This window comes from Corynebacterium sp. MSK044, from assembly GCF_030232825.1.
Classification (GTDB): Bacteria; Actinomycetota; Actinomycetes; order Mycobacteriales; family Mycobacteriaceae; genus Corynebacterium.
In genome coordinates this window covers 9,963-23,667 of the sequence record NZ_JASPJJ010000004.1, presented here as the reverse complement: position 1 = coordinate 23,667, position 13,705 = coordinate 9,963, and the positions used below count along the sequence as shown (strand labels likewise).

Genomic DNA, 13,705 nt, shown 5'->3' with positions numbered 1-13,705 from the left:
CTTATACCCCCAACAGCTGTTTGTAAAGCGCTCAGCTGGACCGATTTATCGGCCCGCTACTATGCCGTCACTTTCGCGTGGAACCTTACCACCCAATCCCGAAAGCGCCGCAACCCCTCGGCGTGTTACGCATCCAGTTTCTGGTCGAGTTCCAGGCCTAGCTTCTGGTGGTCGCCCCCTGGGCGGCCACCACCCGGCCGGAATGCCCCCACCAATCCCAGAAGAACCAGCACCCCACCAAGACCAATGACCACCCACGTCACGGTTTGGGAGATCGCCTGCGTCACTCCAGTCAGCTGCTCCGCCAACCCCACCTGCTGCGCCTCATCCATCGCCGCGTCATAGGACACGACATCCTGCACCCGGTTCCCTTCGCGGTCAGCGTAATAATCAGACACCTTCTCCGTCATACCCACTACCAAGCCCGTGACCTGGTCCACCGTAAACGTCCGCGATGCTTCATGGTGTAAGAACGCCTGGCCCCCACCCTGCTCCGGCGGCGCCATGATCGTGTTTGTCATATTCGCGTACAACGTGGCCACATTCACCGGCGTCACCTCTTGTGTAAAGGTGTAGACCTTCCGTCCACCAATCTCGCTCTCCCCTGTAAAGGTCGCCGGAACCGCTTTGCGCAGCGTCGGCTCAAACACCTCATAGTCCTGCTGCTGCACATTCGACGGGAACTTCAGCCACACCCCCTCAACCGGCACAGTCTCCTCCGGCATCACCATCACGGTGCTCAACTTCGCTGGCGACACAAACTCCCCCGTCCTGCGGTCCATCTCCAGCGACCACGTCGCCGCCGAAATCAGATTCTCCAGGTCATCGCCCTTGTCTTCCCGGCGCAGCGTATCCCCAACACGCAGCGCCACCACCTCATCCGTCGCTGGGTTCTGCACTGTCATGTGCAACTGCCGCGTCACCGCGGTGGTGTCCTCCCCCACCTTCGCCTGCGGGTCCTTCAACGTCCACGTCGTCTTCTCCAAGTCCAGCGGGAACCGCGCATCACCATTCAAGAAGGCCGGTGCTGCCAACCCTGCCGCCACCAACGCCAAACCCAGGCCAACGAGGAGAGCAGAAAGAATACGGGACTTTGGAAGCATGCCAGCGAGTTTACGGGCTTGGCCCTGGGGAGTGTTAAGGAGCCACCGCGGCAACTCCCCGGAGTTCGTCGTGGGCGGCTCTCGGGGCAATCCGGTTCTGCACGATTTTCAAAAGTATGTAGCAATCCTGGTCTTTTAATGGGGGTTGTGCACGATTTTCAAAAATCGTGCAGCGAACTCTTTCACCCACGCCGTCGCTGACGCCGGGCTCTGCTCCACCCAGTTCTTCGCACAGCCTTGCTCGGAGCAGCCGGCCTCACCATCAGCGTGAGACCATCGAAATCCGTCGGCACCCAATCATGGCGATGAGTCCGAAACTCCATGCCTTGCTCATTGTTCGCCGAATACACCATGAGCGCACGTCCATCACGGACCAGCTCGGTTGTCCTGTCCCACAGCAAATCTCGCACGCGTGCCGATGGCGCGCCGACGAATGTGCCCGGCGCGAGCTCCGTAAGCCACTTAGTTAGGTCCCCGCGTAAACCTGCAGGGCACGCCGTTATTACTAGAACAATCACGTGAGACTCTCGTGCTCATCCCAGTTCACACCCGATGCAATGACCTCGAGCTCGCTCCATAGCAGCAGCTCAGCGTCGCTGAAGAGCTCTTCTTCAGGCACATCCATCACGAATTTTAGGTCGCGAACCATGCGCTGCATGAGTCGCTTTTCGACGACCGCATCCCTCACCAGCCTCCTCACCGCAACCGAGGGCAACCCTTCTCCACTGGCAACAGCATCAAACGCCGCAGGTATTGCGATTTCTGCTTTATATAGATCAGCAATGTCATAGACGAATGACCGATCAGTCCCAGTGTGGATAACGCCGAGGGCCGGGATGAACCCCATGCCGGCTACGACTGCATGCGCAATGCCATAAAGCGCGGCACTGGCTGCGGTGAGTGCCTGGTTAATAGGAGTGGAGGAATCAAAGTCATTCGGGTCATAGCTTCTTCGGTCCCAGTACACCCCAGTTCGAGCCGCTTCAGCCGCATAGACCTTTTTCATCCGAGCACCTTCCCTGCCCCTGAGCTTTGCCATTGACAGTCCGGTGAGATCCTCTCCGGGGAACCGCAGATTGTACATCCGCTTCGCACAATCCAGCCTCTTCCGCTGGTGCGACACAACTTCAGCCTGAAGTTCCGCCATTCGAGAGGATTTAGCAGGTGGTCGACCACTGGCGTAATAGCGGACACCCCGCTCACCTACCCAGACTGTTGACGTGCCTGCATCTCCGAGCAGAGCCATCGCTGCGTAGGTGATCCGAGTTCCCGGCCCGAGCAGGATCACCGCCAGCTGAGTAGCAGGAACGTGCGCTACTCCTCGCTGGTCGGTGATAGTTAGTGCATTACCATCCCGGTTGACCGTCGCACGCTCAACATAAAGGAAAGAGATGCGGTCACTCATCTGCGCCAAGGCATGACGAGTGACCGGCAGTTCCTGCGGTGTCGCCAAATCACTTCACCGGCGCCAAAGTCAGAAGACCACAGCCATACGCACGGGCACGACCGATGCCTTGAGTCATCGCCTTCCGCAGCGCCGCTGCATCAGTCACCTCAAGCGTGCCGGAAAAACGTGCTTTCGCAATGCGCACCTGGTTACGGGAACCACGAGACTCCTTGCCCTTACCGAACACATCCGTCCAGCGCTCCATCACCATCGGCGCATCGCTGACAGACCAACGCGCACGCTCTTCATCGGAGCACTCATCCTCAATGCGCGGGGCAAGCGCAAAACCATGTCGAGCAGCCTGCTTATACAGCCAATCCAGTTGATGCTGGACGGAGACGTGCGCCTTGACTTTGCCACGCTTCCCATTCGGCTCGGAGTATGTGGGATTCCCCACGATCTCGAAATGCCAGCGCTGCCCCTTCATCAGGGAGTTCAAGAAACGGTCATAGTCGGCGCTTTGCGCTGGGCGGCTCTCCCAACCCGCCTGTTCCACGATGAGAGCACCCGTAGGTTTCTCTGGCCCGACGATGTACAACACGGTTTCGTGGTCTTGCGGATCTACCCGCCACAGCACCCGTGCCTCGTCTTCTGAAATATCTGGCGGAAACGACGCCCGGACTGCCGCATGCATGGCCTGGGGATTTGTGAGGAGTTTCCGCCCATTTCGTCGTGCTGGGTTGATTGAAATTCGGGTCAGCGTACTCATGCCTGCACCACCGTTTCAAAGTAGATGTCCCGGGGCGAAGTGCGTTCCTTCCCCTCAGGGTTGTGGATCTCTACGTCATCGCACCGGATAACGTCACGCCATCCATAACGGCGGTGTTGTGGATCAAAGGATAAAGGAACATCCTGGCGGGGCACGCCACCTTCCTCGGCAGGCAATGCATCCCGGTAAAGAGCCAACGAGATGTCCTTGGGCGACTGCTTCTTGTGTTGGGCAGTGGCGTACCAGGTTTCATGGTTCCGAAGTGCCTGCTCCCCAGCAGCGTCAAGGATTCCAACAACGAGCCCAGGATGCACCGGGCAAGAACGACGCCCCATGAACAGTGGAAATGCTGGCGACTTCAGTGCGTCCGCGATGTTCTCCAGTAGAGCTCGGTCCTCCGACTCCACAGCGACCAGGAACGCTGCGTCGGAAAGAAAATACCGCGTAACAAGCTGTGCTGAATCATTCGGCCTTGTCTGCCATGGTTGCGCTGTCTGATAGTCACGCAAAAGACTGCCTGATTGATCAACGCGGACTGCCATCTTCAGAGCCGCAAGATCTTCAATCTCATCCGTACGACGACGACCTTGAGCAGCAGCAATGATTCCTACGATCCCAGACTTCGTGGGGGTGGTTGCAGTAGCTCGGGTTTTGAACCGAGACTCATCGCCCCAGGACTGCATCGGCCCCTTTAACAGGAGCAACAGTGAGTGAGACACTAGCTATCACCCGCAAGGCTCTTCAGCTCATCAGCAACACGATCAGTCAGTTCTGCCAGCGTGGTCTTCTCAGCGAAACCCTCGAAAGGCTCTGCAAGGTCACCGAGACCAAGCACGAAGGCTGCCTGTGGCTTGAACCCGTAGACCTCCTGCACATCGCGTGCTTCCTGTGCGAGACGTACTGCCGCGACAGAACGACGAGACTTTGCTTCATCCTTAGCACCCGCCTCGTAACCCCCGCGAGTCTCTTCAAGGACCGGAGTCTCAAACGCGTTAACCAAGGACACCGGTCGCGTGTCACGAATAGCCACGTACACCAGCTCAGGCAACGTCTGGTTAGCAAAGGTGTTGATCTTGCCAGTGGGCATCGAAGCAATGAAGGCCTCGATGAACTGCGCGGCAGCCTGACGCGCCACCTCGGCAGAACCCAGGTTCTCTTCCAGCCCCTTCAGGTTGACGGTGGCGTACCGGTAGAGAGTAGACGACATCATCTGGACAGTGCCGATCATTCCTGCACCCGTCTCTTCCCCTTCTTCAGCCAGGTCGTCGACCGCAGTGAAGTAGTCAAAGTCGGGGGTGGAGTTGTGAATACCGATGGCGTGGGCGACCTGAACGGCAGCATCGACGTTGTACGCCGCGTCGTCAGCAACCATGCGGCCAAACATCGCCATGTCCACTGAGTGGTTGGTATCCAGAATGGCCTTGGCTTCGTTCTTCGTCAGCTTGTCGTCACCGCGCGCGAGAAGCTCCTCGACGGCCCGATTGATCTGCTGCTGGCTGAGGAACATCAGGTAGGTGGTGCGAGGGTACGGGTTGTGTTGCGGAGTATCTTCGTCGACCTTTTTCAGCTTCTTGTCTACTTCGGTTTTGATACCCGCTGCCTTGAACAGCTTCTCAGTTCGCGCAATAGCGTCGGCTTGCTCGACGCCCTGTTCCTCAAGCAGACGAGCAATCTTTTCCGGCAGGCGCTTCGAACGGTCACCGATCTGCTCGCTATCAAATTGGTTCTCGAAGTAGCGGCGAATCGCCCGCTTCCACGACTGAGAGGAAACACGCTGACGCGGGACACCGCCGAAGACTGCAGTCTTCGGCGCACCGGTGTCATCGCGGTTGATCAGGGACGGCGGGATGGTCTGGAGTGCGTGGATATCAATGATGAGGGACATGGTGTGTTGCCTTTCTAGTTGGTGGGGACCAGGTGATCCGAGGAGTCAGATTCCGTGAGGGGTGAGTCTTGTTGTGATGGGCGGAGCATTCCAACCGCATAATCGCGCCCCCAACGTAGGAGAACGCCATCGCGGCGAGCCGGATTCTGGAGACTGCGCAGATCAGCGGCGAGTGCGCCGTAATCAAACGCGAGTTTTTCTCCCTTTAGGAGAGAGACCAGCGACCGTAGGTGAATCAGCCGCGAGGACTCTTCGCGAGCAGTCTGCATAGCGTCGAACCGAGCCTTGAGAGAGCCTGATTCGCTGATGGTTTGCAGTCGACCACAGGCCATTGCGAAGGTGCGCTCTTCAGTGTGTGCAGGCGTCGTGGCACTTTGCATATGCGTGGCGAAAAGCGTGAGCGCGTAGTACGCAGCAGACTCGGAGGGCGACGGCGCATCTCCACGTCCGAGTTCCCCTTCACTGAGCGGCGGGGTAAGGGTGCTGAGAACCCGCTCGAGAGCAAGCGGATCAGTACCGAATTCGCGGGCTGCGCTCTTGCGCAATTCTGCGAGTACTCGGCGTGCTTCACTGCCCTCGGTTGACTCGGGGCGATCAAGGTAGTTTGTCTGCAATCGGTTCACCGTGTTTGCCACACTGAACCTGAGGTTTGGTGCACTCATGACTGGTTGCCTTTCTGTCGCAGTTCTCTTTCTTCTCTCTCGTGTTCTCGTAGGAGGGGAAGATCTTGGGTGATTCTGTACTGCAGCTGTCGGTACAGGGAACCGGCGCTAATCACCCGGCCACCACCGTCTTCACCGCTATCGACGACGCGACCGATCAGAGCTTTCTGCCCAGCTCCGCGCACTGCTTCATCAGCAATCTGCAAGAGCTGCTGCCGGATCTGCCTCTGCCACGTGACTGCTTCTTCCTCAATGTTTTCGAGGTCCAGGCCGCGCAGCCAGTTGATAAAGAGTGGTTCCAAGACGGTGTACAAGCGATCAGCTGCATCCGCATCGAAGACATACTCTCCCCCGGCAGCGACAGCGAGCTGCCCGACAAACCAGCCCAATGAAATAGCTGCATTGCGGGTGACATCAGCCGCATCGCGCACGTACTGCCTATGTACTCGGGAAGTTTTGTCGTCCTGCAGCAGTGAAAGCGGCAACCCAATTGTTCCTGTAACTACTGTTCCAACAGACGAGCTTTGCGCGCCATACTCCATCGATACGATGCTGACATCCGCGATTTCCTGCGTCCTCTGAGACCGCGCGATATTGGAGAAATTCACAAGATTTTCTGGGCGTTTCGGAGCATGCTCACCGCCGGTAAACCCGGCATCGGACTCAGAGACAAGCAGTGCATCGAGTGAACGCCACATCGTGCGCTGCGCGTCGTATGGCTTGGCGTAAAAGGCCAACTGACCTTTCTTGGTCTGGTTCTTGCTGAAGCGGTACGGCGTCATGGGATCTCCGAAGACGTTCTTTCCAGCATCTGGGATCTGGTCACCATTACTCACCAGCACCGCAGTGACGCGGTCACCTTCGGCAAACAACCGAATTCTTCTGGACTGCCACGTGGCCAAATCAGCAGCGCCTTGCGGTTGAGGAGCCGGTGGGCTGGCCAGCTTGCCAGCACGATCGTTGCGTTGTGCGGCTGTATCGGCTTCGCGCTCCCACACTGGGAGGTCAACGACTGCCTCATCAGAAAGGACCTGCGGAGTGGTGTTTAGCAGCAGAGTTTCCAGAAGCGAGCGCCCCCGGATGACAGTCCCACCAGTCATGCCTGCCCAGCCGGTGCCGATGGGGTAGCCCCTTCCGCCTTTGACACGGGGGTCGCCGATAGCACCGGACTTAATCCCCGAGTAGTCATACGCCTGGGTGTGAATGAGCCATCGCGCCGCTTCATCAAAAGCGAGGCTTTCACGCCCCTTATGCGTACGCATCGTGAAATAGTCATGCTCAGCATCCGGCAGAATTCGCGAGACTGACTGTCGCGTTGCCTTAGTTGTATCGAGGTCCGCCACCTGCATAAACGGTGCCGCACTATCGAACAGGTCAAAACGGTGCTGGTACTCGTCCAAATACTCCAACACCCGGTCATCTCGGTTTTGTTCGATGAGTTCCTGCCGTTTAGCAATGAACCATTTCTCCCAGCTCGGAGAATCTTCCGGGCTGCCGCGATGGGCCCGCCAGAAGATTGCCAGCAGGACGCGGAGCACCGCATAATCCTGAGTCGGGGAATCCCCGAGAACTTGGATGGGGGTCGTCGTGCCGTCGAAAATCTGGCGAATGCTTAGCTTCTCGGTGCCTGTCGAGGTCACGCAGACTATCCACGGCTGATCAAGCAAGTTGAACGACGGATGGTTGTCCGTTTGTTTCACTCCATCTTCTCCTTCCTTCTTGTACTAGCGGGTCTTGTCACTTCAGATATTAGGAATCGTGCGTGACATCCGACCCAAGTTGATCGCTCAGAATTTCGATTCCGAGCTCCGAGGTGTACCTCACTGTGAACCTCCCCAGGACCGCCTCCCCCTCTTCATTCAATGGAAGAGCCAACTGCCCTTTGAGCAGGTAGTGCTTGTTCCAGGCCACCGGTGTTTGTTGTTCCAGCGCCCCAACTACGTCCTCAAAATCCGAGTCGTACCGAGTCATTCGCGTTGGAAGCCGCACAGTACTTGAAGCGAGGTGGAACGCCTGGCGGTAAGTGAGTTCAGGATCACCAGCAATCATCCAGTCTGTGCCCAGTGGCACGTACTCTTCCGCATCACCGGAGATGGGTATGACCTCAACCGCCGGCTCCGCATCGCGCACTTGCGCTGCCCCCACTTCTTCCTCCCCGAGCGAAACGACGGCCTGTTGCAGATCACCAAATAGATCACTCAATTCCGTACACATGTGAGGCGATGCGATACGGAAGCTCTTCGAACGGCCATGTGCTCTCTGCACCCGCGCTTCCTCGTCGACAAGCGCTTTCTCCCATTCCTCCATCCATGCTGGGGGGACGTCTTGCTCAGCGTCATAGACCTGGCGCACGAGCTCGGCTACGTCATCTGGGCGTTTAAACGTTGTGGGCAGATGAAGAAGCGTTGAAAGCAGAACCTTCGCCCCGTAGATCGCTTCGGCGCCCGAGTTGAGAACTGGGGAAGGCGTCTGGGACTCAATACCTCGCACAAACACCTTTGGTTCTCGCACCTGTTGCGGGCGGTCAGTCTCGGGGCGATCATGCCTGTGCAAGCGCCCAATGCGCTGAATAATCAGGTCCATCGGGGCAATATCCGTGACCAAAACATCAGCGTCGATATCAAGACTCTGCTCTGCCACCTGGGTGGCAACCACTATCTTTCGGTCTGGCCGGCCCACCCCACGGTGAGCATCCGGGCCGAGCTCTCCACGCAAGCGGTCTTCCTTCTCTGAACGCTCCCAGGCCATGAATCCCGCGTGATGCAGCTCAACTTCGTCGGGGTACGTCTTCTTGAAAGCACTGTATGTTTCTTGAGCACGCGCGATGGTGTTGCAGATGACCAGCGCCACACCGCCACCCGCAAGCACATCTCCAATTCGCTGCTGAAGCGCATCGAGCGAATCATCTATGACTTCGATCGTTGCTTCAAGGTTCGTGGGGCTAGGTTCCGGCGCAACGCTGCGCTGCCCAGATTCGGAGGCCACAGTGATGAGCGGATACGCATTCGAAGGCTCCGCAATATCCCGGCCCGAAAAAGCTTTGACCAGTGCGTTTCGACGCTCAGGTGGCAGCGTCGCAGACATCATAATGACTGTTACCCCGTACTCCGCCAGCCATTCGAGAGTGGTTTCAAGATAATCGGAGGTATAGGTGTCGTACGCATGGACCTCGTCGAAAATAATGATTTTCCCCGCCAGTGCGACGTGGCGCAGCATCGAATACCTCTGCCTCAGCGCCATCATGAGCACCTGGTCAACAGTTCCCACAACCACGTTTGAGAGCAGCCCTCGGCGCCGCCCGCTCATCCATGAACTGGCAACAACATTTTCGCCAGCTGCACCGTCCTCCCCAATCCCCCGGAATCGCAGCTCTTGATAAGGCTGCGCCAATTGATTCTTGGAATGCGCCAAGTAGAGGGACGATACCGCGCCCGAATCGGTGGTGTTTTTAGCCCACTCGATCGTCCTCTCCAGCAAACCATTAGCTGTGGCCATCGTCGGCGCAGCGAAGTAAATTCCCTGAGCATCAGTAGCATTCGCAATAACGTGCGCCGCAGCTAGGGCAGCCTCCGTCTTACCCACGCCAGTTTCAGCCTCAAGAATGATCAGTGATGGCTCCGTAATTTCCTTCGCGGCCTCGACCATCGCCGCCTGAACGCTTCTCGCACGATAAAACTCTGGCCAGCCGAAGGAACTTTGATATTGCTTATCGACGTCTCCCTCAACCACCTTCCCCTTCCACGGGCCAGTCAAATCGGTCGATTGCATCCCAGCACAGATGCGATCCTCTTGACTCCCCGCAACCACCATGGGAAAAGCATCAGGGTTAGAAGCGATCCAATCAGCAATGACGACGAGCCCAGTTAGCAACTGCATCACTGCAGCATCTGGCTTTGCGCCGACTTTCAGTTCTTCCAGCGCCGGCCGAACCCCTGCAGCGTCAGCCATCGAATCCAACAGCTCAGACTGCAGCTCTTGCCATTCACGGGAGTAGATACTCAAGATCGTCTCAATATGATCCCGTTCACCAACCGAAGATGGCACACCGTGGTGAGCATCCGCCGCAGATGCGAGCCACTCCGCAGTAGAACGATCAAAGCCCTGATCCATTAGCCAGTTTGTAATCAGGACCCCAGAGCAAATGCCGTGCGGCATCTTGTTCCGCCCCTTTTCCAAGCCGCTCATACGGAGTGGGATGCCTGCATCAGCCAGCGCGGAGACAAGGTGCTCATACCCTCCTTTCCTCTCCAGCTGGGTCTGGAATGTGAGGCAGGCCTTGCCGACGTCGTGGCCTCCCGCAAGCCACACATACAATCCCCGCACCTGCTCATCGGTGAGCCCCAAACCTTCAGACAGCCTGTGCTTCAAAGGCTTCGCTATCCAGCTGTCATACACCACCGCAGCAACCCCAGCCGCATCCATGAGGTGCTGTGGAAGGCTAAGACTTCCACTCTCATCCCCCGACTTTGCCCACAAAGCCTGTGCCTGCGCACTGAAATCCAAGGAGCCAAAAAGACCTCGAACAGACCGTTCGAAGAGAGAGCCCTCATGTCGCCCTTCCATGTTTTACTCCTCACTTAACAGGACATGGAATAAGTACCTTCGCCAACGAACATAACACACCGTCACCCACAGTTCAATCTTTTAAATCTCATAATAACTAGTTCAACGTAATGAACTACAGCGTTTTGGTAAAAACACGCACCATTCACCTACCGTTGGGCTCATCCCCAGTTTTCGGGGATGAGCCATTGTTCTTATGCGATTGGCTCCCCTCCCCGCGTTAGCGGGGTAACATCATCTTGGGCTACAAGTTGTCCCTCTTTGCTGTGTGCAGCCACCTCCCCCGCAGTTCGGGGAGGGTGCTCCCCGCGTGAGCGGGGATGAGCCCAACAAGGTGTGGGAGTCCACCCACCCCGGCCTGTGCTCCCCGCGTGAGCGGGGATGAGCCCCCCTAGAGGGTTCAAACTGAACTAGCTCCAGGGTGCTCCCCGCGTGAGCGGGGATGAGCCCTTCACACGGATACGTCCGTGATCAAGCAGAGGGTGCTCCCCGCGTGAGCGGGGATGAGCCCAGCAGCCGTCACAAGGCCAGAGTGCTCGCTCAGTGCTCCCCGCGTGAGCGGGGATGAGCCCCAAGCATCATGCCACCACACCGGGACGGTTTCGTGCTCCCCGCGTGAGCGGGGATGAGCCCCCCCTTGACCGCGACCGGCAAGGGGGTTCACTGTGCTCCCCGCGTGAGCGGGGATGAGCCCCCACTCGCACTCGACCGGGCCAAAGAAATCACGTGCTCCCCGCGTGAGCGGGGATGAGCCCCTTCAGCTGCTCCTGCTGGAACCTAGTATTCAGTGCTCCCCGCGTGAGCGGGGATGAGCCCACAAGCGCGGCACTAGCGTGGCCACTGATAAGGTGCTCCCCGCGTGAGCGGGGATGAGCCCACCAACTAGCAGCACTCACGCTTACACTCCCCGTGCTCCCCGCGTGAGCGGGGATGAGCCGGACGCTCCAGAAGGCAGCTTCACAGATCCTCCGTGCTCCCCGCGTGAGCGGGGATGAGCCCGGCGCGGGCCTTCTCCATGAGCTGCCGGAGAGGTGCTCCCCGCGTGAGCGGGGATGAGCCCTCGAGGTCCTCGACCACCATGTCCTTAGACTCGTGCTCCCCGCGTGAGCGGGGATGAGCCCCAGAAGCACGCTCACTCGTCAGCCGGCACCTAGTGCTCCCCGCGTGAGCGGGGATGAGCCCCGGCCGACCGCATCGGCTCAGCGCATCATCCCGTGCTCCCCGCGTGAGCGGGGATGAGCCCTTTCGCGAGATGACGACCCCACGACACCACACGTGCTCCCCGCGTGAGCGGGGATGAGCCCTCCTTGTTTCAGGGCTGTTTTTCGTTGACGTCGTGCTCCCCGCGTGAGCGGGGATGAGCCCACGGTCTCGGCGGTGGCCACCTCGAGCGCCGGGTGCTCCCCGCGTGAGCGGGGATGAGCCCATCGACGAAGTGAAGGCACTCATGGATGCCTTGTGCTCCCCGCGTGAGCGGGGATGAGCCCCATGAGCTGGAGCTGTACACACTCCCGCTTGAGGTGCTCCCCGCGTGAGCGGGGATGAGCCCGCACCGACGGCTACGACACCGCCGCCAACTGGGTGCTCCCCGCGTGAGCGGGGATGAGCCCGTCATTAAGATCGCCGAAGCCTTTGACCTCAAGTGCTCCCCGCGTGAGCGGGGATGAGCCGTGGTCAATCAGTACGGCTGCTTCCCCCTGTGGGTGCTCCCCGCGTGAGCGGGGATGAGCCCCTGCGTATTGCTCATGCCGACCTTGTCTGCCAGTGCTCCCCGCGTGAGCGGGGATGAGCCCGCCACCAACACCAGCCAAGCAGGAATAAGCACGTGCTCCCCGCGTGAGCGGGGATGAGCCGTTCAACCAGGACCCAGGCCAGGCGATCCTGCGGTGCTCCCCGCGTGAGCGGGGATGAGCCTCTCCACGATGCATACGCCCGGGATGGGGCTAGGTGCTCCCCGCGTGAGCGGGGATGAGCCCAAGTCTTGCAAATCCTCACCCGATGTAGACATGTGCTCCCCGCGTGAGCGGGGATGAGCCCCCACGGGTTGGGCACCGGCCAATACTTCGACAGTGCTCCCCGCGTGAGCGGGGATGAGCCCAACAGGCCCTCATCGAAAGCATCGTCTATGAAGTGCTCCCCGCGTGAGCGGGGATGAGCCCATCGGCTTTCCGCTTAAGCTCAACCTGCGGGAGTGCTCCCCGCGTGAGCGGGGATGAGCCCAGCTCCTCCCACAGGCCACCAGACGGCACACCGTGCTCCCCGCGTGAGCGGGGATGAGCCCAGTTCCCCACCTGCCTGCAACGCGTCTTGGATGTGCTCCCCGCGTGAGCGGGGATGAGCCCATGCTGCCCATGCTAGTGACCTGCGACGTATCTTGCTCCCCGCGTGAGCGGGGATGAGCCGCCTGACCGGGACGTGATCGTGGCCCGCCGCGTGTGCTCCCCGCGTGAGCGGGGATGAGCCCTTGATCGCCGCCAACTGCCTCGGCTTGCCAAAGTGCTCCCCGCGTGAGCGGGGATGAGCCGGAGGTAGACGCATGAATAAGCAGGAGAAGTTGGTGCTCCCCGCGTGAGCGGGGATGAGCCCCCCACGCCCGCCGCGTCTAAGAAACAAGACGCGTGCTCCCCGCGTGAGCGGGGATGAGCCCGCTTCGCCTCATCAGGCAACCCAATACCCAAAGTGCTCCCCGCGTGAGCGGGGATGAGCCCGGCCTCATTTCTACTGGTCCCCGCTCCGCCCTGTGCTCCCCGCGTGAGCGGGGATGAGCCGTTAAATAACTCATGTAAGTTTATGTATGTAAGGTGCTCCCCGCGTGAGCGGGGATGAGCCCCGCGCCATTAGCGAGATGCTGGGCCTGTTGAAGTGCTCCCCGCGTGAGCGGGGATGAGCCCCGCAAAAAGTCCTTACTCTGATAATCATCCCGGTGCTCCCCGCGTGAGCGGGGATGAGCCCACGGACCGAAAAGTCGAGGACATGCACAAAAAGTGCTCCCCGCGTGAGCGGGGATGAGCCCACACCATGCCCAAATAAACGCCCAACACAACAGTGCTCCCCGCGTGAGCGGGGATGAGCCTTGGGTCTCCTCTTGATTTAGGATTAGGGGGGTAGTCCCCCGGTTCTGGCTAGTTGGTGTAACCAGAACCGGGGTTCTACTTTTGGCGCTTTCCTCTCCGGTAGCGTTTCCGCTTTCGGTGTTTAGTGCTCCCCGCGTGAGCGGGGATGAGCCCAAGGAGGGTGTGCCGACTGATGGCCGTTTCGTGTGCTCCCCGCGTGAGCGGGGATGAGCCCAAGGAGGGTGTGCCGACTGATGGCCGTTTCGTGTGCTCCCCGCGTGAG

At 59.3% G+C, this 13,705-nt stretch carries 9 protein-coding genes and 2 CRISPR repeat arrays; all 9 genes read right to left on the bottom strand.

From position 1 onward, the window contains the following. Positions 1-125: 125 nt before the first annotated feature. The 9 genes from pgfA to cas3 all read right to left on the bottom strand — a co-directional run bounded on the left by pgfA (position 126) and on the right by cas3 (position 10,282). Complete coding sequence (pgfA, locus tag QP994_RS03660) at positions 126-1,103, bottom strand: cell envelope lipid trafficking protein PgfA (RefSeq protein WP_284865428.1); 978 nt, start codon at positions 1,101-1,103, stop codon at positions 126-128. Between the two features lie 182 nt (positions 1,104-1,285). After that, entirely contained in the window at positions 1,286-1,621 is a 336-nt protein-coding gene (cas2e, locus tag QP994_RS03655; RefSeq protein WP_284856343.1) for a type I-E CRISPR-associated endoribonuclease Cas2e, read from the bottom strand. Further along, positions 1,618-2,556 (bottom strand): type I-E CRISPR-associated endonuclease Cas1e, encoded by a 939-nt coding sequence (cas1e, locus tag QP994_RS03650; protein WP_284865427.1) that lies wholly within the window; start codon positions 2,554-2,556, stop codon positions 1,618-1,620. The genes cas2e and cas1e overlap by 4 nt, the downstream gene beginning before the upstream one ends. A 1-nt stretch (position 2,557) precedes the next feature. Then, entirely contained in the window at positions 2,558-3,259 is a 702-nt protein-coding gene (cas6e, locus tag QP994_RS03645) for a type I-E CRISPR-associated protein Cas6/Cse3/CasE (RefSeq protein WP_284865426.1), read from the bottom strand. Next, positions 3,256-3,978 (bottom strand): type I-E CRISPR-associated protein Cas5/CasD, encoded by a 723-nt coding sequence (cas5e, locus tag QP994_RS03640; protein WP_284865425.1) that lies wholly within the window; start codon positions 3,976-3,978, stop codon positions 3,256-3,258. Before cas5e ends, cas6e begins: the two co-directional genes overlap by 4 nt. Continuing rightward, a complete protein-coding gene (cas7e, locus tag QP994_RS03635) occupies positions 3,978-5,144 on the bottom strand; it encodes a type I-E CRISPR-associated protein Cas7/Cse4/CasC (protein WP_284865424.1) in 1,167 nt (388 codons plus the stop codon). Before cas7e ends, cas5e begins: the two co-directional genes overlap by 1 nt. 14 nt (positions 5,145-5,158) lie before the next feature. After that, the gene (gene casB / locus QP994_RS03630; protein ID WP_284865423.1) at positions 5,159-5,806 is read right to left on the bottom strand and encodes a type I-E CRISPR-associated protein Cse2/CasB; all 648 of its coding nucleotides are present in this window, start codon (positions 5,804-5,806) and stop codon (positions 5,159-5,161) included. Further along, positions 5,803-7,506: a type I-E CRISPR-associated protein Cse1/CasA gene (gene casA, locus QP994_RS03625; protein WP_284865422.1), complete on the bottom strand. Its 1,704-nt coding sequence runs from the start codon at positions 7,504-7,506 to the stop codon at positions 5,803-5,805. The genes casB and casA overlap by 4 nt, the downstream gene beginning before the upstream one ends. Positions 7,507-7,555: 49 nt before the next feature. Beyond that, entirely contained in the window at positions 7,556-10,282 is a 2,727-nt protein-coding gene (gene cas3, locus QP994_RS03620) for a CRISPR-associated helicase Cas3' (protein ID WP_284865511.1), read from the bottom strand. A 386-nt stretch (positions 10,283-10,668) separates the two neighbouring features. Next, positions 10,669-12,284: a CRISPR direct-repeat array (repeat unit 29 nt; unit sequence GTGCTCCCCGCGTGAGCGGGGATGAGCCC). 1,282 nt (positions 12,285-13,566) lie between these two features. Next, positions 13,567-13,657: a CRISPR direct-repeat array (repeat unit 29 nt; unit sequence GTGCTCCCCGCGTGAGCGGGGATGAGCCC). Positions 13,658-13,705 lie beyond the last annotated feature (48 nt).